The sequence below is a fragment of the Kitasatospora viridis genome, from assembly GCF_007829815.1.
Taxonomy (GTDB): Bacteria; Actinomycetota; Actinomycetes; order Streptomycetales; family Streptomycetaceae; genus Kitasatospora; species Kitasatospora viridis.
Map to the genome: position 1 here is coordinate 41,011 of NZ_VIWT01000007.1, position 24,351 is coordinate 65,361.

Genomic DNA, 24,351 nt, shown 5'->3' on the forward strand with positions numbered 1-24,351 from the left:
CCGCCTCGCGCCGAGGAGTTGAGGGTTCCGAGAGAGGCATGCCGACTGTGCGGGGCGACGGGTGTTCGAGGTTCGGGGCGAGTTCGACGGGGGTGGGGTGGTGAAGGCGCTCCAGGAGGGCGATCCCGCGCGGGTCGGGCCGTACGAGCTGGTCGGGGTGCTGGGTTCGGGCGGGATGGGCAAGGTCTACCTGGGGCAGCGCGACGGCGAGCTGGTCGCGGTCAAGGTGATCAACGACGAGCTGGCGCACGACGCCGAGTTCCTCGCCCGGTTCCGCCGCGAGGTGGTCGCGACGCAGGCGGTGTCCGGGCCGTACGTCGCGGCCGTCAAGGACCACGACGTCGAGGCGGAGCAGCCCTGGCTGGCGACCGAGTATGTGCCCGGTCCCTCGCTGCACGCGGTGATCGCCGAGCACGGCCCGCTGGCCGTGGTGCCGGTGCGGGCGTTGGGGATGCGGCTGGCCGAGGCACTGGCCGCGATCCACGGGGCGGGGCTGGTGCACCGGGACGTGAAGCCCGGCAACATCCTGCTGGGCCCGGACGGTCCCCGGCTGATCGACTTCGGGGTCGCGCGCGGTGCGGCGGTGACCACCCTGACCCAGACCGGGGTGCTGCTGGGCACCCCGCAGTTCATGGCACCGGAGCAGTTGCAGGGCAAGGGCCGGGTCGGCCCGGCGGCCGACGTGTTCGCGCTGGGGCTGGTGCTGGCCTTCGCCGCGACCGGTCAGCACCCGTTCGGCCAGACCGACTCCTTCGGGTTCGGCTTCCGGATCGTCTACGAGGAGCCGGACCTCGACGCCGTGCCGGCCGAACTGGTCGAGGCGGTCCGGAGCTGCCTGGTCAAGGACCCCGAGCAGCGGCTGACCACCGAGGCGCTGGCGAGGGCGCTGAACCTGGGCGAGGCGACGCTCGACGTCAGCGGCGTGACCAGTCTGCGCGAGTACGCCGCCCATCCGCCCACCATTCCGGTCGTGCCGCAGGGGCCGAAGAGCGGCCGGCGGGCCCGGCTGCGGCGACCGTGGGTGATCGCCGCGGCGGCCGCGGTGGTGATCACTGTGGCGGTCGCCGCCGTGCTGGGTCTGGACGGGCGGACGCCGGCGGACAACCAGGGCCTGGGATCGCCGAGCGCCAGTCACCCGGGCTCCTCGCTGCCGGCGACTCCCACGGCGGGTTCCTCGGGTGCGAGCGGTTCGCCGTCTTCGGCCGCGCCGTCCTCCTCACCACCGTCCTCCTCGCCGCCGTCGTCGCCGTCGGCCGCACCGTCGAGTGGCGCGCCCTCGCTCGCGCAGACGCCGAGCGGAGCCGCCGCCAGCCCGCCCAAGGGCTCCGGCAGTGTGGGCACCGGAGGGGGATCGGCCCCCGGGACGGGCGGGACCCCGGGCGGCACCGGCGGCAGCGGCACGAGCGCGGGCAACTCCGGCGGCACGCCTGGCGGTACGTCAGGAGGCAACGCCCCGCCCCCGAGCCCGGCTCCGCCGCAGGGCTCCCCGCCACCGGACATGACCCAGTTCAGCTACAAGTTCAACGAGTTCTGCGCCGGCGCGTGCTCGATGCCGCTGACCGTGAGCTGGACTGCCCTGTCGGGCGCGACCCGCTACGACATCCACTACGACAACCAGACCGCGAAGGTGGACACCGTCTACTCGGCGACCGGTACCAGCTACCTGATCAACGGCCCGTTCTCCGGAGACCACATCTGCCTCACGATGCGAGCCGCCAATCAGTACGGGGCCTCGGCCTGGACCCAGACCGGCTGCTTCGACGTGCCGTACTAGGAGGATCCCGTCCGGAACACCGTGACCGTTCCGGTCACCGGGTCGAGCGCGTACACCTTCCCCGTGGTGTTGTTCACGGCCAGCGCGCCGAACTGGGTGGGCGTGCCGAGCGGAGCCTGGGTCAGCAGGGTGCCGCCGTCGGCCACTCCGAGGCCGCCCGGGCCGCCGGCGCCGCTCTGCTGTGCGACGAAGATCCGGTTGAAGTCCTCCAGCACGACGTCCTTGTGCGCCGCGTTGCCGGGGGCGGACGACACTCCGCAGACCTGCGCCTGCCCCGTGACCGTCGTCCCGACGATCCGGTCGACGCGGCCCCCGTTGGTGCCGCAGCTCGTTCCGCCCTCCAGATGGACGTAGACCGCCCCGGCCGCTGGGTTGTAGACCGCGGAGAGGGGAGTGTAGGCCGTTCCCGCCAGGTCGTCGATCGGTGTCGAGCTGCCGTCGACGGGGTTGATGACGATCGTCGTCGCGACGCTCTTCCACGGTCCCTTGGGGTTCGCAGGGTCCGGAACGCACCGCTTGGCGAGGAGGTAGACGAGGTTGCGGACGGGATCGACGGCGATGCCGCCACGGGCGCTGTTGCCGAAGAGGACGTCTCCGGCATTGGTGCCGCAGGCCAACTTCGTCGGGAACTGGGTCACCAGGGTGGCGGCGTGGGTCTGCGAGGAGATGGCGAAGAGGCCGATGCCGGCGAGTGCGCTCGTCCCGGTGCCGAGGTTCCCCTTCGTGAGGTACACGGCGTGGTGGGCGGGGTCGAAGGAGAAGTCCGTACCCACGCTCGCGCCCACGACACCCGCGACGGGCAGGGGGATCGGCGTCGCCGACGTGCTGCCGGCCGCGATGTAGGCGACCGCCGAGGAGCCGATGGTGCCGCCGGCGACGTAGACGTCCCCGTTCTCGGGTGAGACGGCCAGCGCGCTGACGGCCGTGGCGTAGCCACTGACGGGGGTCACGCGGTTGGCGTTGGCCGTGTCGATGATCGCGACGCCGCCGGTACCCGCGACGTAGACCTGGCCCGTGCCGGGGTTGACCGCGATGCGGCTCGGGCTGGACACGGCGCCGGAGACGTCGATCGGAGTGCCGATCGGGGTGTCGGTCTTTCCGTCGATCACGGTCACGGTGTTGCTGCCGGCGGCCACGACGTAGACGCGGTCGGCCTTCTCGTCGACCGCGAGGTCGGCCGGGTTCGTGCCCGCCGGTATCGCGGCCGCTGCGCGCACCGTCGCCGTGGAGGTGTCGTACAGCGAGAACGACGACTTCGCGCCCTGACCGCACTTGTTCTCCGCGCCGACCACCACCACGTTGTAGACCGGATCGCCGGCCAACAGCCCGTCGGCCTTCAGGTCGTCGACCGTCGCGTACTGTCCGTGCTTCGCGCAGTAGGACTCCTCCGCCGTGCGCAGCGTGGCCGCGTCCGCGGCGATCGCGCTCTTGCGGCCGTCGTCGCCGATGCCCCGGACGGAGAACACCACGATGGCGGAGAGGACGCCGAGGATCACGACGACCACGAGCAACTCGACGAGGGTGAAGCCGTCCTGGCCTCTGGTGCGCAGTGCGGACGGGCGGTGGTCCGGTGTCATGGCGGTCGGGGCTTCCTTCGATCGATGGGTCACATTCAGCCCGGGCGCGGGCGCGGGCGCGGGCGCGGGCACGCGCGCGAGCCTTCGCCGCGTCACGGTGCTCCCCGCCGCACGGGCTTGACGTCCTTCGGTCCCGGCAGGTTCGGGCACGCGATGCCCTTCCTGCCGGGGTCCAGGTGGTTCGGGTCGGCCGGATCGAAACGCAGGACGGCCTGCGCGTCGGCCTGGCTCGCGAAGTCCGAGCAGTCGTAGGCGTCATTGCCGTAGCGCAGGAAGTAGCGTGGATCGAAGGGCTGTTCCGGTTTCGGGCAGCGCGCGCTGCGGTTGTCGCCGGGGCCGCAGCCGGCCCGCTGCGCGAGGTCGGCCACCGGTGTGGTGTCGCGCGGTCCCGGCAGTTCGCGACAGGCGACGCCGCCGCCGTCGTCCAGGTGGTTCGGATCGCCGGGGTTGGCCCGCAGCACCGCCTGGGCATCCGCCTGGCTGGCGAAGTTGATGCACTGGAAGGCGTCGCCGTGGGTGGTGTACTGCTTCGCGTCGAACTGCTTGCCGTGCGGGCAGAGCGCACTGCGCTGGGTGCCCGGCGTGCACCACGCGGGGTCGGACTTGCGGGCCTGGGCGGCCGGGTCCGACCCGCCGCCCGCGAGCGCCACGACGACCAGGGCCACTGCGGCCAGCGCGACAACCACCGCACCCCATTTGGCCGTTCGCGAACGCGACAGTCTGCTCAACAGTGCCATACCCCGCCTCTGCCCATGTGCCGCCAGCCCCTTCCGTGCGCGTGGCAGCGCACCGACGGCGCTCGGCCGCCGGCGTCGCTGCAGGCTGGATACGTGCATTACATCCATGCCCGACTCGGTTGTCAATCATTGACTACCGGGCGCCCATCTGAGCACCATCTAGGCATGTGCGGCACCGTCATGCCGGGAAGCCTGGTAGATGCCATGGCATTTGGGACATTGTCTGATCCCACCAACAGCACGCCCGTGCGACGGCCGCCGCCCCCGGATCGACGAGGAGTAGCAGATGCAACAGAGGTCGAGGCCCACGTGGAACGCCCGGAACGCGGCCCGCACCGCGGTGCGCCGGATGCGGACGGCGTTCGCGGCGGGCGCCCTCGCGACGGCGCTGATCGCCGTCGCGTCACCGGCGGCGTTCGCCACCACGGACGCGCAGGTCGGCATCGCGAACAACATGTACCCGGCGGCGAAGGACATGAAGAGCACGATCGAGTCGCTGGAGTCGTTCACGGCCTTCACGGCGAACGCCTCGTCGCAGGCCGGCGGGTACTGGAACAACCAGTCGGTCGACACGTCGACGATGCGCGGGATCACCTCGGGCAGCCTGCGCCAGCAGCTGAAGAGCGCGGGCCCGTACACCACGTGTGATCCGTCGTCATCGAACAACTGCGCCAACGGGCCGCTGAACATCGACGCGTTCCTGTCCGCGGACGAGACCAACGCGAACGCGGTGATCCCGACCTCGGACGGCGGGACGTGCACGGCGAGCGCGAGCGTCGAGTGCAACGGCACGATCTCCAGCCTGCATGCGGTGGCCGTCGGGCACCTGGCGATCTACAGCTGCAGCGGCAGCTGGGCGGGCTCGACCGGCGGTGCCGACCCGTCCAACGGCGCGACCCCGCCGCTGGCGTTCGGCGCGGACGCCAACGGCAGCGGCAACGGCAAGCCGCAGTCGCCCCGTTGTGACGCGTCCCCGATCTCCGGCGGCGCCCCCACGACCATGTCGGGGGTGGTGAGCTGGCTCGCGACGAGCGGCAACCGGATCGCGATCGCCGACCCGGCCTCCGCGCCGTTCGGTGCGGCGTCCGAGCAGGCGCTGATCCAGGCCGGGTTCTCCTGGGTCGCGAGCGGCGCGGGTCAGAACGTGTTCACCGGGAGCGCGTGCGACAGTGCCGGCACGGCCTGCAAGGTGCGCCTGGAGTCCGGGATCAGCCAGGTGCGCGGCGCGGTCACGGCGAACGCCGGCGGGAACACCCAGCTGGGCCTGGTCGCGAAGTCCAACATCATGAACGTGACCTGGACGTCGAGTTCGCTGAACGGCACCACGGGCAACGACCCCAACACCTGGACCGACGTGGACCCGAGCGCGTACTCCGGCTACGGGGACATCGACCAGTACGGCGTCGCCCTGACCGGTGGCAACACCGGTGCGGCGGCCGCCTGGGACGACCTGTTCAACACCAAGTGGGACAACAACAGCACCATCCAGTCGACCCTCGCCGCCTACGGCTTCTAGGCGAACCGGCGAGCACCGGTCAACGGGCCGCGGGGTCCGATGAGACGCCCAGCTGCGGCGAGGGCCCGGCGATCGCGGTGACGCGATCGCCGGGCCCGTCTCGCCGACGCTCTGTCGAGCACGGCCCACGGCTGCCGGCTGTGCTGCCGGAGGTCCGGGTGGGGGCTGGTGCTGCGGCGTCGGGGTGCGGTCCGTCGTGGTCGTTCCGGCGGCTGCCGGTCGGATTGCATCGTCGCGCGCGGGGCGGCGGGATGGTTGCCGAGGAAGGACGACCACGAGCGTGGGGTCAGCCGGTCTTGGCGGCCCCCTGCACCGAGTCGACCTCGGCGGCGTCGAGGAACCGGCGGGCGGCGCGGACGTGTTCCAGCCGCCAGGCGTAGATCGCGCGGGCGAGGTGGTCGCCGGCGGCGTCCTCCTTGGCGCGCAGCGACTCCTCGATCTCGTCGATGACGACCCGCTGACGCTCGATCAGGCGGGCCGGGCTGGCCTCGCGGCGCTGGAGCAGCAGCAGCTTGCAGGTGAGGTCGGCGCGGACGTCGAACAGCTCGGTCACGGGTTCGCCGAGCCACCGGGTGACCGTCGCCTTCGCCGCGCGGGTGGCGGCGTAGACCATGCGCTGCGGTCCGCGGTTGCCCTCCTCGGCGCCGACCGGCGTGATCAGTCCGCGCTCGACCAGCCGGGTGATCGACCGGTAGACCATGGGCCGCGAGATGTACCAGAACTCGCCGATTTCCGCACCCTCCGCGGTCAGGGTGGCGATGGCGAAGCCGTGGCTGGGCCCTTCGGCGATGAGCGCGAGCACAATCCACTCGGCCAGCGGGAGATCAAGTTCCTTCATGGTGACAAGGGTAAGGACGGCCCTGACCGCGACCGATACCCGTCGCCGGAACAACCGGGCGCGGGGCTCGATTCTCATCCTCCGGGGCCGGATTCTCATGATCCGTGCCGGACCGCGGTGAGCGGCGCACCCGTCGCGTACGGGTCGCTCAGACTCTCGTACCAGTGGACGACGGGAGCGCCGACGAGGAGGGCGGCGATGGCTCCGGCGGCGAGGAACAGCCCGAACGGGAGCCGGGTGTGACGGGTGGCCCGCCCCGAGGCCATGAGCGCGACGCCCACCAGCAGGCCGACGGCACTGCCGGCCACCAGCGCGAGGACGAGGTACCACGGGCCGAGCCAGCCCAGCCCGGTGCCGAGCAGCCCGGCCAGGCGCACGTCGCCGAAGCCGAGCCAGGCGGGCCGCACCCAGTGCAGGGCGAAGAACGCGGCGAAGGCCCCGGCGCCGCAGACCGCGGTCGTGCCGAGCCGCTGCCACTGACCGGTGGCCGTCGCGGCCGCGAGCAGGCAGGCGGCGGTGAGGCCGAGCGTCGGGTAGATCAGCCGCCGGGGGAGCAGGAGGTGCTCGGCGTCGCAGGTGGCCAGGGCCAGTAGCCCGGCGGTGAAGACCAGTTCGGCCGGCAGGGTTTCCGAGCGGCCGAAGCGCAGCGCCTCGGCGGCGAACAGGATCGCGGTGAGCGCTTCGAGGAGCGGGTAGCGCGCGGGGATCGGCAGCCGGCAGGAGCGGCAGCGCCGGCCCAGCAGGAACCAGGACAGGACGGGGATGTTGTCGCGGGCCGCGATCGGCGCGGCGCACCGCGGGCAGGCGGAGCGGGGCCGCACGACGGAGCGGCCGGCCGGCACCCGGGAGGCGGCGACGTTGAGGAACGACCCCACCGCCAGCCCCAACAGACCGATGATCAGGACGAGGGTGGGTGGCATGGGTGCGAGGGTGCCGTTCCGTGCGGGCCGGTCGACGCCGGCGTGGTGCGAGTGGTCCGGTCAGTGCGCCGGTTCGCCAGGCGGCGGTTCTGCTGCCACCTGGCGAACTCGACCGTCCGACGACCGCTGGTCGGTCAGGTCCGGTGCGGACGCTGCCGGATCAGCTGCAGGGGTTCGCCGGGCTGCCGGCGGGCGGGGTGGTCGGCGTGATGGCGTACGTGGTGCCACTCGGGTTGGCGTCGTACCAGGTGGAGGCGGTGGACAGGAATCCACCGCTGACCAGCTCCGCCATGGTGGCGTACGTGCTGTGCCCGTTGGCGAAGTACGCCTCCTCCGCGGTCTGGATCGTGGCCTTGTCGGTCTTGCAGGCCGCGCTCTGGCCCTTGTCGTTGATGCCGCGGACGGAGAACACGACGATGGCGGACAGGATGCCGAGGATCACGACGACGACGAGGAGCTCGACCAGGGTGAAGCCGGCTTCCGCCGTCCCGTTCCGCGCACGCATTCGCCGGCGCAACGTGCCTTGCAGGTTTGTGAACATCTCTCTCCATCTACGGCGATCGGTGCAAGCAGCGTCGGGAGATAGTTACTGCTTGAGTAATCAGCGGCAGACTACTTAGCGGGCAGTGCACCTGCAAGGGGTGATTCCGACGAGCAGTGCCGAATTCGGGAGAGTCGACGGCGCGTTGGATTGATGTAGTATCCCGCTGACTAATCAGCGGCTGACATTACGTGGGGGTGGGTTCCTTGGCCGAACGACGGCTGCTCCGGCGTCGCGCGGCGACGACCGGTCCTGCGGGTGGGACGACCGGCCCGGCGGGCGGGGACGGCACCCCGCCCGACGCGGAGCGGGGCCCCGCGCAGTCCCCGCCCGCAGAGCGGCGGACGGGGCCGCGCATCGGGGAACTGCTGGTGCAGCGCGGGCTGCTCACCCCGGCGCAGGCGGACGAGGCGCTCCTGCAGCAGTCTGCGTCGGGCAAGCGACTCGGCGCCCTGCTGGTCGAACTCGGCATGGTCGACGAGCGGTCGCTGATCGAGGCGCTGTCGGTTCAACTCGGCGTCCCGGTTGCGGACTTGCGGCAGAGCGAACCCGATCCCGAGGCGGCCGCCCGGGTGCCCGAGGCGCTGGCCCGCTCGCTGGGCGTCGTCGCGGTGCGGCGGGCCGAGGGCACGCTGCTGATCGCGGCGGGCGACCCGGCCGACCCCCGGGTGCTCGACGAGGTCGGCCGGGCTGTCGCGCCGGACCGGGTGCGGCTGGCGATCGCGGCACCCGCGGACATCCGGCGGTCGATCGACAGCACCTACCGGGCGCTGGCCGGCGTCAGCAGCCTGGTCGAGGCGTTCGAGGCGACCGAGACCGGCCGCGACGCCAACTCCGGTGCCAGGGTGGTGAGCGAGGACGCGCCGGTCGTCCACCTGGTCAACCTGATGCTGACCCAGGGCCTGCGCGACCGGGCCTCGGACATCCACGTCGAGCCGCACGGCGACCGGGTCCGGGTCCGGTACCGCATCGACGGCGCGCTGCACGACGTGCTGAGCCTGCCGCAGGCCATGGGCCCGTCGCTGGTCAGCCGGATCAAGATCATGGCCAACATGAACATCGTGGACCGGCGCCGTCCGCAGGACGGGCAGATCGCCACCGAGGTCGACGGCAGGTCGCTCGACATCCGGGTCGCGACCAGCCCCACCATCTGGGGCGAGAAGGCCGTGCTGCGGCTGCTGGACAGCAACCGCACGCTGCTGCGGCTGGGCGAGCTCGGCATGCCCGCCGCGACCCACGAACGGTTCTCCGCCCTGCTGCGCTCCCCGTACGGCATGGTCGCCTGCGCCGGGCCGACCGGCAGCGGCAAGACGACCACCCTCTACGCCACGCTCGGCGAGCTGAACCAGAGCGAGCGCAACATCACCACCATCGAGGACCCGGTGGAGTACGTCGTCCCGTCGGTCAACCAGATCCAGATCAACGAGCAGGCGGGCATCTCCTTCGCCACCGGGCTGCGCTCGATCCTGCGGCAGGACCCCGACGTGATCCTGGTCGGCGAGATCCGGGACGCCGAGACGGCGCGGATCGCCGTCGAGTCCGCGCTCACCGGCCACTTCGTGCTGTCGTCGATCCACGCCGCCGACGCCTGCTCCGCGCTGCACCGGTTCGCCGACATGGGCATCGAGCCGTTCCTGATCACCTCCACGGTCGCCGGGGTGGTCAGCCAGCGACTGGTGCGGCGGATCTGCGACCAGTGCCGCGAGCCCTACCGGCCCGGCGTGGACGAACTCGCCTTCTTCGCCAAGGCCGGCGGCTCGACCGACACCCGGTTCTGGCAGGGCCGGGGCTGCAACTTCTGCTCCCGCACCGGCTACCAGGAGCGGATCGGCGTCTTCGAACTGCTCGTGATGAGCGACGCGGTCAAGCGGCTGCTCGTCGAGAACGCGCCGATCGACAGCCTGCGCAAGGCCGCCCGCGAGCAGCACATGGACAGCCTGCTGGACGGCGGCGTCCAACTGGTCGAGGAGGGCGTCACCACCATCACCGAGATCATGTCCAGCGTCTACGTGGCGTAGCCGGCTCGGACGAAGCCAACCTCTCACCCCGGAACCAGGAGGGCACCGGCATGGCCACCTTCAAGTACGTCGCGTCCGGCCCGGACGGGAAGCGGGCCACCGGCGTGCTCAAGGGCTCCAGTGTCGACGGCGTCCGCGACAGCCTGACCCGGCAGGGCTACGACGTGCGGTCGGTCAAGGCCGCCGGCCGCAACCTGCTGCAGCTCGAACTCACCGCGGAGAAGGTCGACCTGGTCGAGCTGAGCAACTTCTCCCGCCAGATGGCCGCCTTCATCAAGGCCGGCGTGCCCATCCTGGACGCGCTGGAGATCATCCGCGCCGAGACCAGGGACAAGAAGCTGGGCCGGGTGCTCGTCGACGTGATGGACTCGCTGCGCTTCGGCGAGGGCTTCGCCGCCGCGATGGCCGCCCACCGCAAGGCGCTGCCGCCGTTCTACGTCTCGGTTCTCCGCTCGGCCGAGGCGACCGGCGAACTCGACGTGGTGATGGCCCAGTTGGCCCGCTACATCGAGCGCGACGTGGAGGGGCGGCGCGGCATCCGCTCCGCGCTGACCTATCCGCTCCTGGTGATGGGTCTGGCGGTTGCCGTCGTCCTGGTGCTCGTCATCTTCGTGCTGCCCCGTTTCAAGGTGTTCTTCGCGTCCTTCCACGCGAAACTGCCGCTGCCGACCCGGATCCTGCTGGGCTTCACCGACTTCGTCGCGGCCTGGTACCCGGTCATCGCCGGTGCGCTCGTCGTGCTCGTCGCGGCACTGCTCGCGGCCCTGCGGACCGAGCGGGGACGAGCCCTGCGCGACCGCCTCCTGCTGGCGACTCCGGTGCTCGGCGACGTGGTCCGCTTCATGGTCATCGAACGGTTCTGCCGCATCCTGACGTCGATGATCAAGGCCGGAGTGCCCATCCCGGAGGCGCTCGGCCTGGCCGGCGCGGGCGCGAACAACCTGGTGTACGAGCGGTCCATCGGGGCGGCCCGCACCGAGATGCTCGAAGGCGGCGGCATCTCCCGGCCGATCGCCCGCACCAGGCTGTTCCCCGGCGCCGTCACCCAGATGATGCGCGTGGGGGAGGAGACCGGGACCCTCGACGAACAGCTGGAGAACGTGTCGGACTTCTACGAGAAGGAACTGCAGCACAAACTCAAACGGCTGACCAGCCTGTTCGAACCCATCGTGGTGATCATGGTCGGGGTCGTCGTGGGATTCGTGGCCGTCGCCCTCCTCTCGGCGATCTACGGCGTCTACAGCCAGGTCAACGTCCAGTGACCAACCCGGAACACCGCCGGCGCAGCCGCGGCGAGGAGGGCGAGACCCTGATCGAGGTCCTCGTCGCCGTGGTGCTCATGGGCGTCGCCTTCGTCGCCATCCTCGGCGGCATGGGCACCGCGATCATCAGCTCGGCCACGCAGCAGAAGGTGACCAGTGCCGACTCGATCATCCGCAGCGCCGCCGAGACGGTCGTCAGCGACCAGTACGCGTCCTGCGCCGTGACCTACGGGACGCCGGCGCCGCCGGCCGGGTTCACCGTGACCGTCGAGGTCGACTACTGGGACGGGGCGGGCACGTTCGGCCGCCCCTGCCCGGCGGCCGACACCGGAGTGCAGAAGGTGACGCTCACCGTGCACTCGACCGGCCCGCACCCCGTCCGGGACACCACGCTCGAAGTGATCAAGCGGGAGGTGGTGCCGTCATGACGACGCGACAGCCGACCGGGCGCTCGGAGTCCGGGTTCACCCTGACCGAGCTGCTGGTCACCATCGTCATCGTGGGCATCATCGCGACCCTGCTGCCGAAGGCGATCATCCTCGGACTCCGGTTCACCGCAGGCACCCAGCAGCGGGTGGCCGCCACCAGCGCCACGGGCGCGCTCAACCGCTACTTCTACGGCGACGTGCAGAGCGCGGACGCGGTCACGACCGCCCCCGGCTGCGGCATCGCCGGCCCGATCGTCCACCTGAGCCGGGCCGGCGACGACGTCGTCTACACCTACGACCCACCGACCGGCGCCCTCGACCGGGTCACGTGCGCCGACGGACGCGTCGTCAGCACGCTGCTGGGCCGGTTCGACAGCGCCACCGCGACCCCTCCGGTGACGCTGACCTGCGGTGCCGAGACCTCGTGCACCTCGCCCATGGAGGTAACACTGACCGTGCGGAGCGACCCCGCCACGCCCCCGACGACCCTCACCGCCGTCCGACGATCGAGCGCGTCATGACCGGCCGTCAGGGTCCGCGCCGCCCGGGTCCGCGGCTCCTCCGCCGCGACGACGATCAGGGCGCGACCTTGATCCTCGCCCTGGCCTTCGTCGTCGTCTTCAGCCTGATCGCCGTGTCGCTGCTGTCCTTCACCGGCACCTCGCTGAAAGCCGCGAGCGTGTACGTCGACCAGGGCAAGCGGGCCTACAGCGCGGACGGCGCCACCCAGCTCGCCATCGCGAACTTCGCGCAGGGCAACCCGTGCGCCGACTACACCGCGCCGCCGATCAACGGCCGGCAGATGACCGTTCACTGCGACCCCCTCAACGCGTCCCCCAGCACCGCCCGCGCGACCCAACCGCAGGACGCGCTGCGCAGCCTGGGCCAGGCGGCCGACGACGGCATCAACGTGACCACGCAGGGCCTGCGCGTGCAGGGCAGCGTGTTCTCCCGCACGAACATCACCGCCGGCGTCGGCGCCTCGATGGTGGTGACGGGCGACGTGTCCGCCGTCGGAAACTGCTCCGCCGCCGTGTCCCGGGCCCAACTGCCCCCGAGCCAGCCGCCCTACGTGCACGACTGCGCCAACGACACCCCGCCGGCCCCCGCCGACGCGGTCGTGGGCGCCGACCCCGACTACACCCCGCCCGTCACGGCCGTTCCGGTCCGGCGCACGGTGCCCGCGTGCCCCGGCCCCGGCTCCTGGCTGGTGCGGCTGCAGCCCGGCTACTACGACGACGCCCGCGCCCTCACCCGGCTCACCGGCGGCGACTGCCCCGGCGCCGTCGTGTGGCTGCAACCGGGCCTCTACTACTTCGACTTCACCTTCACCGGCGGCACCGCGGTCTGGACGGTCACCGATCCCACGGTCAGCGTGGTCGGCGGCACGCCGGCCGGCTGGGACCCCGGGGCCCCCGCCCGCCCGACCGTCCCCGACCCGGGCGGCTGCGACCGGACCCGGCCCGAGGGCGTCGAGGTCATGATGGGCGGCGGCAGCCGGTTCCAGGTCGACCGCGGACACGCCGAACTGTGCGCCCCGGTGGCTCCGGACGCGCAGCAGGTGGCGGTGTACGGGGTCCAACCCCCGAAGCCGTCGCACACGCTGAAGCCGACGGCGGTGGTCACGGACACCGGCTTCGCCAACCCGACCCACGCCCTGACCAGCGGCGAACAGCCGAGCCTGCCCGGGTGTTCGCCGCCGTCGGGCACCACGGGCTGCACGGCCGATGCCGTCCTCGGCCCGACGGACCGTCAGCCGGCCTCGATCCAGCTCGCCGGCTTCACCCCGCAGGTGCCGCCCGGCTCGGTCATCACCGGCGCGACCCTGGGCGTCAGGCACGAGGACGACGGCGACCTGACGACCCCCGGCGCGCTGACGGTCACCACCGCCGTCGGCAAGGACACCTGCCGCACCGTCAGCCCGTCCCGGCACCCGGCGCTCGCCACGGACCCGCCGATCGACCTGCTGGCCGCGTGCGGACTCACCGACCCGACCCGGCTCGCCGACCTGACGGTGACCTACTCCGCCGCCCTGGACGCCAACGGCAGCACCGCCACGGAACGCCTGGACGGCATCTGGCTGGAGGTCGCCTACCGCACGCCGACCACGTTCAAGCCGACCGCCGTGGCCGCCTCCACCGGCTTCACCGATCCCGGCAACGCCCTGGAGATCGGCGAGCAGCCGACCCCGTCGGTGGCCCGCGCCGACCTGGGCCCGGCGGCCCCGTCCGCGTCGATCACCCTGGCCGGCTACGGCCGGCCACCCCTGCCGGCGGGGTCGACGATCGACTCCGCCGTGCTGCGGGTCGCCCACCAGGAGACCGGCGGCGTGGCGGCGCCCCGCATCACCGTCACCCCCGCGGGCGGCGGCGGCAGGTGCGCCAACCTGCCGCTCACCGCACGGACCGACCTGGGTGACGACCGCGTCGACCTGAAGGCGTGCGGCATCACCGACCCCGCGCAGCTGTCCGGCCTGACCGCGACCTACGCCGCCGGACCGACCCCGGGTGGCACCGGGGGCGCCGCCTCCCTGGACGGTATGTGGCTCGAAGTCGTCTACGACCCGCCGCCACCCCGGCCGGCCACGACCGCGGAGTCGACGACGTTCACCTCCCCGGCCAACGCCGAGGCGATCGACGGTTCCGCCACGGCCCGCGCCGCACTCAGCCCGACCACACCGACCGCCACCATCGACCTCGGCGGCTTCGGCACCCCCGCGGCGGCGCCCGGATCGGTCCTGGACACCGCCCTGCTGCACGTCGCGCACCGCGACGATCCCGGGGCGGCCGCCGGACCGCCGCCGACGGTCGCGGTCACCCTGTCCGGGCCGGGCCTACCGCACCCGTGCACCACCCCGCTGAACCTCCCCGCGCACCAGGGCGCCCTGGGCACCGACACCCTGGACCTGGTCGCCGCCTGCGGGCTGACCGACGCCGCCCAGCTGACCGGCCTGGCCGTCACCTACACCGCCACCCTCGGCGCCGGCAGCACCACCGCCACCGACCAACTCGACGGCGTCGCCCTGGACCTGGCCTGGCGACCCCCGATCGCGGTACGGCCCAGCACCGCGATCAGCACCGCCACGCCCACCGCCGCCGCGTTCACCACCCCGGGGAACGCGCAGGCGATCGACGGCACCAGCGCGACCGCCACGCTCGCCGCGGCCACCCCGTCCGCCTCGATCCGGCTCGGCGGGTTCACGATGCTGCCGCTGCCGGCCGGGGCGGTGATCGACAAGGCCGTGCTGCGCGTGTCGCACCAGGACGACGACACCACCCCGGCCCCGGCCCCGGCCGCGCCCTCGCCGCCGACGGCTGTGCTGACCGTCTCCGGCACCGGTACCGCCTGCGACGCGGACCACCCCCTGACCACCCGTCAAGGGGCACTCGGCGTTGACGAGGTCGACCTCGGCGCCTGCGGGGTGACGACGGACGACCAGCTCTCCGGGCTCGCCGTCGACTACGCGGCGAAGCTGGGCACGGGCAGCACCGACGCCGTCGACCGGCTCGACGGCGTCGAGCTCGACATCGTCTTCCGAGCCCCCTCCATCGAGCCCCTGTCCGGCTGCCTCACCGCGGGCAGCGGCTGCGCGGTGCTCAAGTCGACCGATACCGCCGACACGGCCACCGACCACAGCCGCCTGACGGTCAACGGCACCGTCTACACCCCGACCGCCGCCGTCGACCTGTCGATGAGTCAGGTCGGCTCGCAGGTCGTCACCCGCGGCATCATCGCCCGGACCATCGACCTCGGCATCGGCGCGGCCCCCGGATACCTCCGCCCGGTGATCGGAATCCCGCCGGAGCCGGTGCAGTTCACCACCTATCCGGCCGCGAGCGCGACACCGGAGTCGGCCACCGCGGTCACCGGGTTCACGCCCCCGGCCCCCGGTGCGCCCGTCGACGTCACGGACGCCGCCGTCCCCGGGGGCGGCCGGGCCTCCCTCACGCTCGGCGGCTACACCCAGCAGGCACCGGCCACGACCGGACCGCTCGACCACGTCGCCCTCCAGGTGGCGCACCAGGAGAGCGGCGCCGCGGCATCGGTGAGCGTGTCGGTGGACTTCGCCGGCAGCACCTGCACCGGCGTCGACTACGCACTGGCCCTGCCGGTCCGCCCCGGAGCGAACGGCCCGGTGACCGACCGGATCGACCTGGCACCGTGCGGTCTGACCCAGGCCGCCCAACTGGCCGGGCTGACCGTGACCTGCACCGTCACCGCCGGGAGCGGCGGCGCGACCGAACACCTCGGCGGCACCCGGATCGACCTGCTGTCCGGCCCGCTCCTCCAGGCCGCCGTGTCCTTCGACGGCCACGCCGCCACCGTCAAGCAGTGGAAGGTCCTGCCATGAGCGAGCACACCACCCCGTCCGGACCGGGTCCCGCGATGATCGACCACCTGCTCGGCGAACTCTGGGAGCGGGGCGGCAGCGACCTGCTGCTCACTGCTGGATCGGCGCCGTTCCTGCGCGTCGACGGCGCCCTGCGAGCGGTGGAGGGAGCCGCGCTGACCGAGCCCGAGGTCGACCGCCTGGTGACCGGGGTCCTGGGCGGGGAACTCACCGACCGGTTCCGCCGGGAGAAGCAGGTCGACTTCGCGTTCAGCTGGGGGGAACGCGCCCGGCTGCGCGGGAACGCCTTCGTGCAGCGCGGCGCCTCAGCCCTGGCGCTGCGGGTCATCCCGTTCGACGTCCCGTCAGCCGAACAGCTCGGGCTGCCCCCGGTCGTCACCGGGTGGGCGGGCCTGCCGCGCGGGTTCGTGCTGGTCACCGGGCCGACCGGGTCGGGGAAGTCGACCAGCCTGGCGGCGCTCCTCGACCACGTCAACACCCACCGGTCGGTGCACATCCTCACCATCGAGGACCCGATCGAGTACCTGCACCGCCACAAGCGCTCGGCGGTCAACCAGCGCGAGGTCGGCACCGACACCGACTCCTTCCCCGCCGCCCTGCGCTCGGCCCTGCGCGAGGACCCCGACGTCCTGCTCCTCGGCGAGATGCGCGACCCGGAGAGCATCTCCGCGGCCCTGACCATCGCCGAGACCGGCCACCTGGTGCTCGCCACCCTGCACACCAACGACACGGCGCAGACCCTGGACCGCATCGTCGACGTCTTCCCGGCCGACCAACAGCCCCAGATCCGGCTGCAACTGGCGCACACCTTGGTCGGCATCCTCAACCAGACCCTCGTCCCCCGGATCGGCGGCGGCCGGGCAGCCGCCTTCGAGGTACTGGTCGGCACCCCGGCGATCCGCAACCTGATCCGCGAGGGCAAGACCCGCCAGATCCGCAACATGATCTCGACCGGCCACCGCGACGGCATGCAGACCCTGGAGACCAGCCTCAACGCCCTCCTCGCGGCAGGCACCGTCAGCTACGACGAGGCCGTCCGGCACACGGCCCACCCGGAGGACATCCAGCGGCCGCACACCCCGGCCGGCCGCGCCTGACCGGGGATCAGCCGAAGAACGGGTCGTCCTGTAGGTTCTCAACTCCGATGTCATGCGAGTGACCGCGCGGCCAGCCGCTTGGAGCCGTTCTCAAACGGATGACATGGCTCCGGATTCTCGGTGCTGTGACAGGTCCTCGCGCCTGCGGTGCCGTCTCTCGATGCGGTCGGCCGGCGCTCGCAGGGCGGGTGAGGTCAGTGCCAGGTCGCGGTTGTCGCGCCCGGCGAGCATGTGGTCGAGCCAGCGCTCGTACCAGGCCAGGAAGTCCATGGCCGATGAGACGTTGGGGCCCCAGAAGCCGTCGGCGTTTCCGGTGACAACTCGGCCTGCCAGGGGACCTGTGATGCCGAGAAGCACCAGGTCGGAGCACCCCGCCTCGATGATGTGCAGAAACAGGTCACTTCGGTGCGGCGAGCTGGCGGCGAACGTGAAACCCCGAAGGCGGCTGGGCTCGTCTCGGGGGTCCATCGTGAACAGCCGACATGACTGCAGCGGCAGCAGACCGTAGAAGGGCGATGCTCCGCCCCCGCCCAGCCTGGTCAGGAAGCTGCGGTAGGAATCGGGCAGTTCGATGTGGTGTTCGGCCTCGAACTCGAAGACCTTCGCGGCCGGCAACGGGGGTTCGAGGCGGAACCCGTGCTTCTCTTCACCGAAGGAGTAGCTTCGCAGCGCGGCGTAGGGCACCTTGGCCAGCTTGCGTCGGATGCGGACGATCCGGGAGTCCATGCGAACTCTTCTCTCTGTCTTCCCGCAAACTACCTGCCCACCGGCACTGGTGTCACCAGTGTGATCGGCTACCCGTAAGCCAGTTGTGCCCGGCGTCATGCGTTTGGGTCCAGGCGACCGGCATGAGCGCTGAACTGCGATCCGAGGCCGGATGGGACGGCCCCCACTATCGTGTCCGAACCGGTGGCCGAGGCGCCAACGCCGGACCTGAGACAACGTCACCCGAACAAGTGACGGCAGTGGCCAGCGATTTTCAATCCCGTGTCAGATCGGCCAGTCACATGACATCGCGACTGAGAAAATGACACGGGATTTGAGAACCTACACGTCCACGACGCGGACCCACCCGCCGTCCGGCTGGCGTCGGAGGACCCCCGTGGTGGTGGAGACCACCGGCGCGGGGCCGGCGCCGGTCAGGGTGGCGGTGTTCGACACCAGGGCGATGTCGTCCACCTGTCGGATGTCGCGCAGTTCGAGCGTGAGGCGGGCGCCGCTGTCGATCAGCTGTTGCAGGGCCTGCCGGATGGCCCCGGTGCCCACCAGGTGGGCACCGGGGGTGAGGGCGAAGTGCGCGTGCGGCTCGTACAGCGACACCAGCCCCTCGATGTCACCCGCCTCCAGGTACTCCATGAACATGGCCCCCACCTGCTCGGGCGTCTGCGCACGGCGCCGGGTGGTGGCACCGACGGGCTTGTCGCCCCAGCCCGCTACGGCGAGCAGGTCGTACCAGGTGGGCTGAGCGCCATGGGGCAGATGATGGCGCAACAGCGCTCCCGGGAAGGTCAGCGGAGACGCCTTCTGCGGCTTGGAGTCGGCCTGGATGACGATGGCGTCGCTCAGCGCGTAGCCGAGGTCCAGGCGGGGGAGCAGGGCGTGTACGTCGTCGGCGAGTCCGGCCGGGAGGCTCTCGCGCTGGACGCCGAGGATGTCGGTGCCGATGCCCTCCTGCGCCAGCCGCACCTCTGGGCCCTTGCGCCCGGCGATGCCGTCGGAGGTGTGCAGCGCGATGGCGTCCCAGGCGATGGCGATGCGCCGTTCCTCGACACCGCGTGAGCGCAGGAACGCCGCGGCGGTGTCGGCGCCGTCGACCTCGAAGCGCTGGTCGCCGTTGCCGTCCTCGCTGAGCCCGATGTCGTGCAGGACGCAGCTGAGGAACAGCAGTTCGTCGTCGTAGTCGGTACCCGGGTGCAGCCCTTGGCGCCGGGCGTGGGCGCGGGCGAAGACGTAGCTGCGGACGCTGTGGAAGAAGACGAAGTCGGGCGTGGCCCGCTCCGCGTAGGCGTAGGCGTCCCGGGACAGGCCAGTGTCCGGGAGGCGGAGCCGCTCGAAGACGGGCAGGGGCGCGTCGGTGGTGGTCACGGCAGCTCTCTCGTCGGGACGCTGATCGCCGTGGCCCGGGCGCGAGCTCTATCGATCGCGGCCCGGGCCGCATCCAGCTTGGTGCTCATGGCAGTTGCCCCTGTCTCCGGTCGGTAACGGTGCCCGGTCATGAGATGACCGTAGGCGCGCACGGGGCGAGGGAGTCAGTGGCACGCGTGCCATACAGAGATAGGATCGTGCCATGAGAGCCCGCAGCTCCGGCGGCCGCCACCACGTGGTCGTGGTGGCGCTCGAGAACGTCCTCGCCCTCGACATCGGGATTCCGCTGCAGGTCTTCGGAAGCTGGCCGGACGGGCCGTACTCGATGACGGTGTGCACGGAACGGCCCGGCCTGGTGCCGATGCACGGCGGCCCGGCGTTGTCCGTCGCCGACGGGCTGGACGCCCTTCAGGCTGCGGACACCGTGATCGTCCCGGGATACCTGGAGCCCGACCCACCCTCCGCCGCGGTCACCGCCGCACTCGCGCAGGCGGCAGCGCGCGGGAGCCGGATGGTGTCCATCTGCTCGGGGGCGTTCGCCCTGGCCGCCGCCGGCCTGCTCGACGGCCGCCGGGCCACCACGCACTGGCGCTACGCCGCGGCGCTGGCCGGCCAGTACCCGCAGGTGACTGTGCGGCCGCAGGAGCTGTACATCGATGAGGGCCAGGTACTGACCTCAGGCGGAGTCGCCGCGGGCCTCGACCTGTCGCTGCACCTCATCCGCCGCGATCACGGTGCCCGCCTGGCGAACCAGCGGGCCCGCTTGCTGGTCACCGCCCCCCACCGGACTGGCGGGCAGGCCCAGTTCGCCGACCCGCCGGTGGCCCCGGACGCCTCCGGTGTGACGATGCCGGTGTACGAGTGGGCCCTGCGTCACCTGGACCAGCCGCTCACCGTCGACCAGTTGGCGCGCGAGGCCGGCATGTCCCGCCGCACGCTCATCCGGCACTTCCACTCCGACACCGGCCGCCCACCCATGGGTTGGCTGCTCGACGCACGACTCGGCCTCGCACGGGAACTCCTGGAATCGAGCGACCTGACGGTCGAAGCCGTCGCGCGGCGCTGCGGCCTGGGCACGCCGGCCAACTTCCGGACGCTGTTCAAGGCCCACGTCGGGGTACCGCCACGCACGTACCGTGAGACGTTCAACCCGGCGGCTGTGAAAGGTCGTTGAGCCAAAGTCCGGCCGTCAGCTCGCCCCGGCGAGGATGTTCTCGGCCGTGGCCAGCTGGTGCTGCTGCGCCTGGGCGAGGGTGTTGAGCTGGGCCTGCTGCTGGGCGATCAGCTTGTTCTGCATGTCGGTCTCGACGGAGGACCAGATCCGGACGAGCCCGGTGCTGTCCTTGCAGGAGACGTCCGCCGCAGCGGTGCGCAGCTCCGCTGCGGAAGGGGTGGCGGTGTCGAACGCGGAGCTGCCCATGGCGTCCAGCGGCGACCGGTAGTCGAAGCCCTTCGTCTTCATGCAGTTCGACCAGCCGGCGATCGCGTGAACGACAGCGGGGGCCTGCTGGGATTCGTGGAAGCTGCTCGTGTCGATGGCGGCCGCGGTGTTCGCCGCCGTGTAGGCCGCGGCATCGGCCTTGAAGCGGTCGGCGGCCTCGGTGGTGCAGCCTCCGGGTGGAACGGGCTTGCCGGAGAAGACCAGTGGGTGGCCGGCGTCCTGAGTGGCGGGTCCGCCGAAGACGACCGCGGACTGGTCCTGGGGGAGCGCCGGTCGCGTCGCCGAGGGGCTCGCGCCGCCCGGGCCGGGAGCGTCGGGCATGTGGTAGCCGAACTGCTGCACGTTCGAGTCGTCCGTCACGCCGTACCGGCGTGACGGCGCCGGAGCCGGGGGCGTCAGCGTCTCGGTGTAGGCGATGCCGAACGATCGCGCGCAGGAGCTCAGCAGAACGGACTTGGCCTGCGCGATCCGGAACGACTGATCGGGTGACAGTGTGTACCGCTCGATCGGCAGTTCCGGGGCCGCGCGCTCGCTCCCGGCTGCCGGGCTGCTCGTCGCGTTCACGGTTGACGGCGCGGCGGAAGAAGGGCGGCCGGCCGAGCAGCCCGTCGCCAGTGCCAGGCAGGCCATGCCGAAGCCGAGTCGGAGAAGGGTTTTCCGCATGTCCTGCCTGTTCCGTCGCGCCGTCAATGGTGAGGTGTCGTCAGCTGAGGTAGGTGTGGCACCGGGGCGGGACGGTCCCGGTCTCGTAGAAGTAGACCGAGGCGTCGTTGTTGTAGGTGGCCCCCAGGCGCGGCACCTGGACCGCCCCCGCGTTCTGCCCCGCCATCAGCGTCTCGCAGGCGCCGCCGTAGCCGCTGTTGTAGAAGATGGTGGCCGAGTAGCCGGACCCGTAGAACTCGCCCTGCGCGGAGGCGGCGTTGTTCTTCACGCTCTGGCCGGACCCGGCGCCGCCGTTGTTCACGAAGGTGTAGTTGGCGAGGTTGTAGATCCCGCTGTCCGCGCCGCTGTGGCTGAAGTCGAGGTACGCGCCGCCGAAGTCGGAGTTGTAGAAGAGCGTGAGGCAGGCGTCGTCGACCGACCAGTCGGTGGGGCAGGTGTTTCCGGTCACGACGGTGGCACTGGCGGGGGCGGCGGCGAGCACGGTCGCCGCAACGCCGAGGCCTGCGGCAACCGCGATCCGTCGAAGGCTTGAAGCGCGCATGGAGGGTCCTCCGGGGTGGGGTGAATGGAAGGGTGGTGGAGCTGGGGGCTGACGCGTGTCAGCAGGGCGGCGAGTCAGCCGCAGTGGCTGGCGATCGGGTGGCTGTCGGCGCTCACGGTCACGCCGTCGTAGGTCTCCTCGCCGGAGACCAGGATGCAGTGGCCAGCCGCGTTGATGCTGACCGGTCCGGCGTAGTAGGCGTAGTTGCCCGCGTCGTGCACCGTCTGGTTCACCGAACTCGTGGTGCAAGTGTTGGACTGGGTCGTCTCGTTGCAGCGGGTGAGGTACACGTTCATCGGCTTCGAGACCCCGTAGCCACCGGCGGACGTGGACTGGGTGACCGCGCAGTTGTCGCCCGTCGACGAGTCGTAGTAGAGGTACACGTTGGCCCAGACCGTGCCGCCGTTGTACGCCGGGTACGTGTCGATCAGGGTGCCCGAACACCCGGTCGCGGCCTGGGCCGAGCCGGTGGTGAAGGCGGCCATCCCGGTCGCGAAGAGCAGCACGGCGATGATCGGCGCGAGTTTCTTCATGGGTTCCCTCCGTGGAGTTCGCTTCAGCGGGCGCAGCGGAACGACGTGCCGACGCCTCTTGGTAGGAGTTCGTGATGGCCGTGTTGTCCTCGGCGCGGGAGCGCAGCGGGGCGAGATCGCGCACCGCCGGCGTGTAGCAGCTCCAGGCGCCGAGCAAACTGTCCGGGCCGGGCTGCGGTAGTTGTCAGGACTTCGGGTCGTCCTCGCGTACGGCTGTACACGGTCGTCGAATTCAAGAATGTCGACCGCTGATTCGGGCGCCATTCGACGAAAGAGTGGCGGGGCAGCCTCGGGGTCGACTTGTTCGGATTCGGAGGTTCACCGCCTTTCGATCTTGCGGCAGAACGTATCGCCAGGTCGGACGGCTGTCAACGGCCTAAGCCAGGCCGCTGGCAAAGTGAGATAAGTCAGGCATAGTGGATGATTCGTTGAGCAGAGGGTGCGGACTACGAATTAGGGGCGATGTCGGAATCAACAAGGCGGGCCGTAGCCGTTCTCTGCTCGGTGGGCACGCGTTCTGCACATTGCTTACCATCTCTGACGAGTTATCAGACAATGCCGCGTGAGGGCACACAAGTAGGCCGCACGGGATTCCCGGACCGTTTCGCTCGGAGGACGCCTCGACGGCTTCCGGGCCCGATAGGCAGTTGGCCCTCGCGCTCAAGCGCGGAATCGTGCCTGAGAATGGCGCCAATTCCGTCCCGGCTGCGCTCAGTGCTCAGCTTCGACGCGAGCAGCAACGATGTCGCGTTCCAGGAGATGACCATCGCGGCCGACCGACTCACTGCCGGGTTGTCTTGGCACTGCCCCGAAAGGCGATCCGGCCACCATTCCGTCCACGGTCGTCGAGCGTCGTCCAGGAGAGCAAAGGGAGTCGGTAGTACGACGGAATAAGCGATCTCTGCCGGTGCGGCGCTAAAGTCCGGGTCATGGTGAATTCCGGTCGAAGCCTTCGGGCCAGTGACACGGATCCGCCGAGCCTCGTCCGCTGCTGACCGTGAGGGTGTTGCCGGCAGCGCGCGGTGGCCGGCATCGCTCCGGCTGGCCATCAGTGGTGTCAGCGCAGGGCGGCCGCCAGGTCGCGGTGGATCTCGCGCAGGGTGTCCGGCTCGGGACAGTGCAGCGCCGTGGTCGACACGGCGGCGTCCAGCGGCCCGTCCGGGTCGAGCGCCGCGAACCAGCCGGGTGAGCCGATCAGCACTTCGATGTACCGGACCGGACGTGGCCCCGGGCGGGACCGGGTAGCGTCAAGTCCCATGACTACGCCGAAAAGTAAGCTCTACGTCCTCGTGCACGGTGCCTGGCACAGCGGGCGTGCCTGGGACCGTGTGGTGCCCTTGCTGATCCAGGACGGGCACCGCGTGTTCGCGCCTTCGCTCACCGGCCACGGCGAGAAGGCGCACTTGCTCGGCCCGGACGTGGGGCTCGACACCCATGTCGCCGATGTCGTCGGCCTGTTGCACGAGGAGGACCTCAGCGACGTGGTGCTGGTCGGGCACAGCTACGGGGGAATGGTCATATCCGGAGTGGCCAACCAGGTGCCGGAGCGGATCGCCGCGCTGGTCTACGTCGACGCGATGGTTCCGGAGGACGGCGAGAGCGCGCTCGATGCCGCGCCCCTCACGCGGTACCTGCTCGACCTCGCCGCCGGCTCCGACACCCCCTGGCGCATCCCGCCCCTGCCGGAACAGCCTGCTCCCGTGGGCCTGTTCGGGGTCACGGATCCCGATGACCTGGCTTGGCTGCGCGCGATGCTGTCGGACACCACGGCGCGTTGCTTCCAGCAGCCGGTCCAGCTGGACAACCCGGCCACGGGCGCCATTCCCCGGGCACACGTCCACTGCGTCGGCACCACGCCGGAGGATGTCCCCCGCCGTCCCGTCCCGCAGACACAGCCGAACGGCACCCCGTCACAGGTCTGGGACATGCGCTGCGGCCATGACTGCATGATCATCGCACCGAAGGAACTGGCCGACCTCCTCCTGCAGACCGGCTGACCCCGGCCGGACCTGCCTCGCCGCAGGCGCGG

General features: G+C 71.3%; 21 protein-coding genes. 10 read left to right on the forward strand and 11 right to left on the reverse strand.

What is annotated here, in order from left to right:
* The first annotated feature begins 61 nt into the window (after positions 1 to 61).
* On the forward strand, positions 62 to 1,774 hold the full coding sequence (locus tag FHX73_RS42105; protein ID WP_145911405.1) for a serine/threonine-protein kinase: 1,713 nt from the start codon (positions 62 to 64) through the stop codon (positions 1,772 to 1,774).
* Here the strand turns inward: FHX73_RS42105 and FHX73_RS42110 are convergent.
* Complete coding sequence (locus tag FHX73_RS42110; RefSeq protein WP_145911406.1) at positions 1,771 to 3,351, reverse strand: YncE family protein; 1,581 nt, start codon at positions 3,349 to 3,351, stop codon at positions 1,771 to 1,773. The two genes, FHX73_RS42105 and FHX73_RS42110, sit on opposite strands and share 4 nt — an antisense overlap.
* A 92-nt stretch (positions 3,352 to 3,443) precedes the next feature.
* Positions 3,444 to 4,088, reverse strand: a complete 645-nt coding sequence (locus FHX73_RS42115; protein ID WP_145911407.1) for a hypothetical protein — start codon at positions 4,086 to 4,088, stop codon at positions 3,444 to 3,446.
* A gap of 286 nt (positions 4,089 to 4,374) precedes the next feature.
* On the opposite strand from FHX73_RS42115, the gene FHX73_RS42120 reads away from it, so the two are divergent.
* The gene (locus FHX73_RS42120) at positions 4,375 to 5,604 is read left to right on the forward strand and encodes a type 2 periplasmic-binding domain-containing protein (protein WP_145911408.1); all 1,230 of its coding nucleotides are present in this window, start codon (positions 4,375 to 4,377) and stop codon (positions 5,602 to 5,604) included.
* A gap of 286 nt (positions 5,605 to 5,890) precedes the next feature.
* Here FHX73_RS42120 and FHX73_RS42125 read toward each other — a convergent pair whose 3' ends face one another.
* The 3 genes from FHX73_RS42125 to FHX73_RS42135 form a co-directional block, all read right to left on the reverse strand.
* Complete coding sequence (locus FHX73_RS42125) at positions 5,891 to 6,442, reverse strand: PadR family transcriptional regulator (RefSeq protein WP_246214232.1); 552 nt, start codon at positions 6,440 to 6,442, stop codon at positions 5,891 to 5,893.
* 95 nt (positions 6,443 to 6,537) lie between these two features.
* Positions 6,538 to 7,362 (reverse strand): prepilin peptidase, encoded by an 825-nt coding sequence (locus FHX73_RS42130; RefSeq protein ID WP_145911409.1) that lies wholly within the window; start codon positions 7,360 to 7,362, stop codon positions 6,538 to 6,540.
* 160 nt (positions 7,363 to 7,522) lie between these two features.
* On the reverse strand, positions 7,523 to 7,867 hold the full coding sequence (locus FHX73_RS42135; protein ID WP_246214233.1) for a prepilin-type N-terminal cleavage/methylation domain-containing protein: 345 nt from the start codon (positions 7,865 to 7,867) through the stop codon (positions 7,523 to 7,525).
* A 242-nt stretch (positions 7,868 to 8,109) separates the two neighbouring features.
* Here FHX73_RS42135 and FHX73_RS42140 point away from each other — a divergent pair, with 242 nt between their 5' ends.
* From FHX73_RS42140 to FHX73_RS42165, 6 genes are read left to right on the forward strand one after another with little or no spacing between them, the layout of a single operon-like run.
* Positions 8,110 to 9,921 (forward strand): GspE/PulE family protein, encoded by a 1,812-nt coding sequence (locus FHX73_RS42140; protein ID WP_246214234.1) that lies wholly within the window; start codon positions 8,110 to 8,112, stop codon positions 9,919 to 9,921.
* A 50-nt stretch (positions 9,922 to 9,971) separates the two neighbouring features.
* Positions 9,972 to 11,183 carry a type II secretion system F family protein gene (locus FHX73_RS42145; protein ID WP_145911411.1) on the forward strand — a complete coding sequence of 404 codons (1,212 nt, stop codon included), beginning with the start codon at positions 9,972 to 9,974 and terminating at the stop codon, positions 11,181 to 11,183.
* Positions 11,180 to 11,611 carry a type IV pilus modification PilV family protein gene (locus FHX73_RS42150; RefSeq protein ID WP_145911412.1) on the forward strand — a complete coding sequence of 144 codons (432 nt, stop codon included), beginning with the start codon at positions 11,180 to 11,182 and terminating at the stop codon, positions 11,609 to 11,611. The genes FHX73_RS42145 and FHX73_RS42150 overlap by 4 nt, the downstream gene beginning before the upstream one ends.
* Complete coding sequence (locus FHX73_RS42155; RefSeq protein WP_145911413.1) at positions 11,608 to 12,132, forward strand: type II secretion system protein; 525 nt, start codon at positions 11,608 to 11,610, stop codon at positions 12,130 to 12,132. The genes FHX73_RS42150 and FHX73_RS42155 overlap by 4 nt, the downstream gene beginning before the upstream one ends.
* Positions 12,129 to 15,962 carry a hypothetical protein gene (locus tag FHX73_RS42160; RefSeq protein WP_145911414.1) on the forward strand — a complete coding sequence of 1,278 codons (3,834 nt, stop codon included), beginning with the start codon at positions 12,129 to 12,131 and terminating at the stop codon, positions 15,960 to 15,962. Before FHX73_RS42155 ends, FHX73_RS42160 begins: the two co-directional genes overlap by 4 nt.
* Positions 15,959 to 17,059: a type IV pilus twitching motility protein PilT gene (locus FHX73_RS42165; protein WP_145911415.1), complete on the forward strand. Its 1,101-nt coding sequence runs from the start codon at positions 15,959 to 15,961 to the stop codon at positions 17,057 to 17,059. The genes FHX73_RS42160 and FHX73_RS42165 overlap by 4 nt, the downstream gene beginning before the upstream one ends.
* A gap of 90 nt (positions 17,060 to 17,149) precedes the next feature.
* Here the strand turns inward: FHX73_RS42165 and FHX73_RS42170 are convergent, their stop codons facing one another.
* Both FHX73_RS42170 and FHX73_RS42175 read right to left on the reverse strand, forming a co-directional pair.
* Positions 17,150 to 17,785: an SMI1/KNR4 family protein gene (locus FHX73_RS42170; protein WP_246214235.1), complete on the reverse strand. Its 636-nt coding sequence runs from the start codon at positions 17,783 to 17,785 to the stop codon at positions 17,150 to 17,152.
* A gap of 321 nt (positions 17,786 to 18,106) precedes the next feature.
* On the reverse strand, positions 18,107 to 19,144 hold the full coding sequence (locus FHX73_RS42175) for a nuclear transport factor 2 family protein (protein WP_145911416.1): 1,038 nt from the start codon (positions 19,142 to 19,144) through the stop codon (positions 18,107 to 18,109).
* A gap of 202 nt (positions 19,145 to 19,346) precedes the next feature.
* Between FHX73_RS42175 and FHX73_RS42180 the strand changes: the two genes are divergently transcribed.
* A complete protein-coding gene (locus FHX73_RS42180) occupies positions 19,347 to 20,318 on the forward strand; it encodes a GlxA family transcriptional regulator (RefSeq protein WP_145911417.1) in 972 nt (323 codons plus the stop codon).
* A gap of 15 nt (positions 20,319 to 20,333) precedes the next feature.
* Here FHX73_RS42180 and FHX73_RS42185 read toward each other — a convergent pair whose 3' ends face one another.
* The 4 genes from FHX73_RS42185 to FHX73_RS45355 all read right to left on the reverse strand — a co-directional run bounded on the left by FHX73_RS42185 (position 20,334) and on the right by FHX73_RS45355 (position 23,523).
* Complete coding sequence (locus FHX73_RS42185; RefSeq protein WP_145911418.1) at positions 20,334 to 21,248, reverse strand: hypothetical protein; 915 nt, start codon at positions 21,246 to 21,248, stop codon at positions 20,334 to 20,336.
* Positions 21,249 to 21,288: 40 nt separating this feature from the next.
* Positions 21,289 to 21,789 carry a hypothetical protein gene (locus tag FHX73_RS42190; protein WP_145911419.1) on the reverse strand — a complete coding sequence of 167 codons (501 nt, stop codon included), beginning with the start codon at positions 21,787 to 21,789 and terminating at the stop codon, positions 21,289 to 21,291.
* A gap of 74 nt (positions 21,790 to 21,863) precedes the next feature.
* A complete protein-coding gene (locus FHX73_RS42195) occupies positions 21,864 to 22,322 on the reverse strand; it encodes a hypothetical protein (protein WP_145911420.1) in 459 nt (152 codons plus the stop codon).
* Positions 22,323 to 23,379: 1,057 nt separating this feature from the next.
* Positions 23,380 to 23,523: a hypothetical protein gene (locus tag FHX73_RS45355; protein WP_170305327.1), complete on the reverse strand. Its 144-nt coding sequence runs from the start codon at positions 23,521 to 23,523 to the stop codon at positions 23,380 to 23,382.
* 55 nt (positions 23,524 to 23,578) lie between these two features.
* Between FHX73_RS45355 and FHX73_RS42200 the strand changes: the two genes are divergently transcribed.
* Entirely contained in the window at positions 23,579 to 24,319 is a 741-nt protein-coding gene (locus FHX73_RS42200; RefSeq protein WP_145911421.1) for an alpha/beta fold hydrolase, read from the forward strand.
* Positions 24,320 to 24,351 lie beyond the last annotated feature (32 nt).

Bases quoted from the DNA above. Each gene is read 5' to 3' on its own strand.
- FHX73_RS42110 (WP_145911406.1), bottom strand. From the start codon at position 3,351: ATGACACCGGACCACCGCCCGTCCGCACTGCGCACCAGAGGCCAGGAC.
- FHX73_RS42115 (WP_145911407.1), bottom strand. From the start codon at position 4,088: ATGGCACTGTTGAGCAGACTGTCGCGTTCGCGAACGGCCAAATGGGGT.
- FHX73_RS42120 (WP_145911408.1), top strand. From the start codon at position 4,375: ATGCAACAGAGGTCGAGGCCCACGTGGAACGCCCGGAACGCGGCCCGC.
- FHX73_RS42125 (WP_246214232.1), bottom strand. From the start codon at position 6,442: ATGAAGGAACTTGATCTCCCGCTGGCCGAGTGGATTGTGCTCGCGCTC.
- FHX73_RS42130 (WP_145911409.1), bottom strand. From the start codon at position 7,362: ATGCCACCCACCCTCGTCCTGATCATCGGTCTGTTGGGGCTGGCGGTG.
- FHX73_RS42135 (WP_246214233.1), bottom strand. From the start codon at position 7,867: ATGCGTGCGCGGAACGGGACGGCGGAAGCCGGCTTCACCCTGGTCGAG.
- FHX73_RS42145 (WP_145911411.1), top strand. From the start codon at position 9,972: ATGGCCACCTTCAAGTACGTCGCGTCCGGCCCGGACGGGAAGCGGGCC.
- FHX73_RS42155 (WP_145911413.1), top strand. From the start codon at position 11,608: ATGACGACGCGACAGCCGACCGGGCGCTCGGAGTCCGGGTTCACCCTG.
- FHX73_RS42160 (WP_145911414.1), top strand. From the start codon at position 12,129: ATGACCGGCCGTCAGGGTCCGCGCCGCCCGGGTCCGCGGCTCCTCCGC.
- FHX73_RS42165 (WP_145911415.1), top strand. From the start codon at position 15,959: ATGAGCGAGCACACCACCCCGTCCGGACCGGGTCCCGCGATGATCGAC.
- FHX73_RS42170 (WP_246214235.1), bottom strand. From the start codon at position 17,785: ATGGACTCCCGGATCGTCCGCATCCGACGCAAGCTGGCCAAGGTGCCC.
- FHX73_RS42180 (WP_145911417.1), top strand. From the start codon at position 19,347: ATGAGAGCCCGCAGCTCCGGCGGCCGCCACCACGTGGTCGTGGTGGCG.
- FHX73_RS42185 (WP_145911418.1), bottom strand. From the start codon at position 21,248: ATGCGGAAAACCCTTCTCCGACTCGGCTTCGGCATGGCCTGCCTGGCA.
- FHX73_RS42190 (WP_145911419.1), bottom strand. From the start codon at position 21,789: ATGCGCGCTTCAAGCCTTCGACGGATCGCGGTTGCCGCAGGCCTCGGC.
- FHX73_RS42195 (WP_145911420.1), bottom strand. From the start codon at position 22,322: ATGAAGAAACTCGCGCCGATCATCGCCGTGCTGCTCTTCGCGACCGGG.
- FHX73_RS42200 (WP_145911421.1), top strand. From the start codon at position 23,579: ATGACTACGCCGAAAAGTAAGCTCTACGTCCTCGTGCACGGTGCCTGG.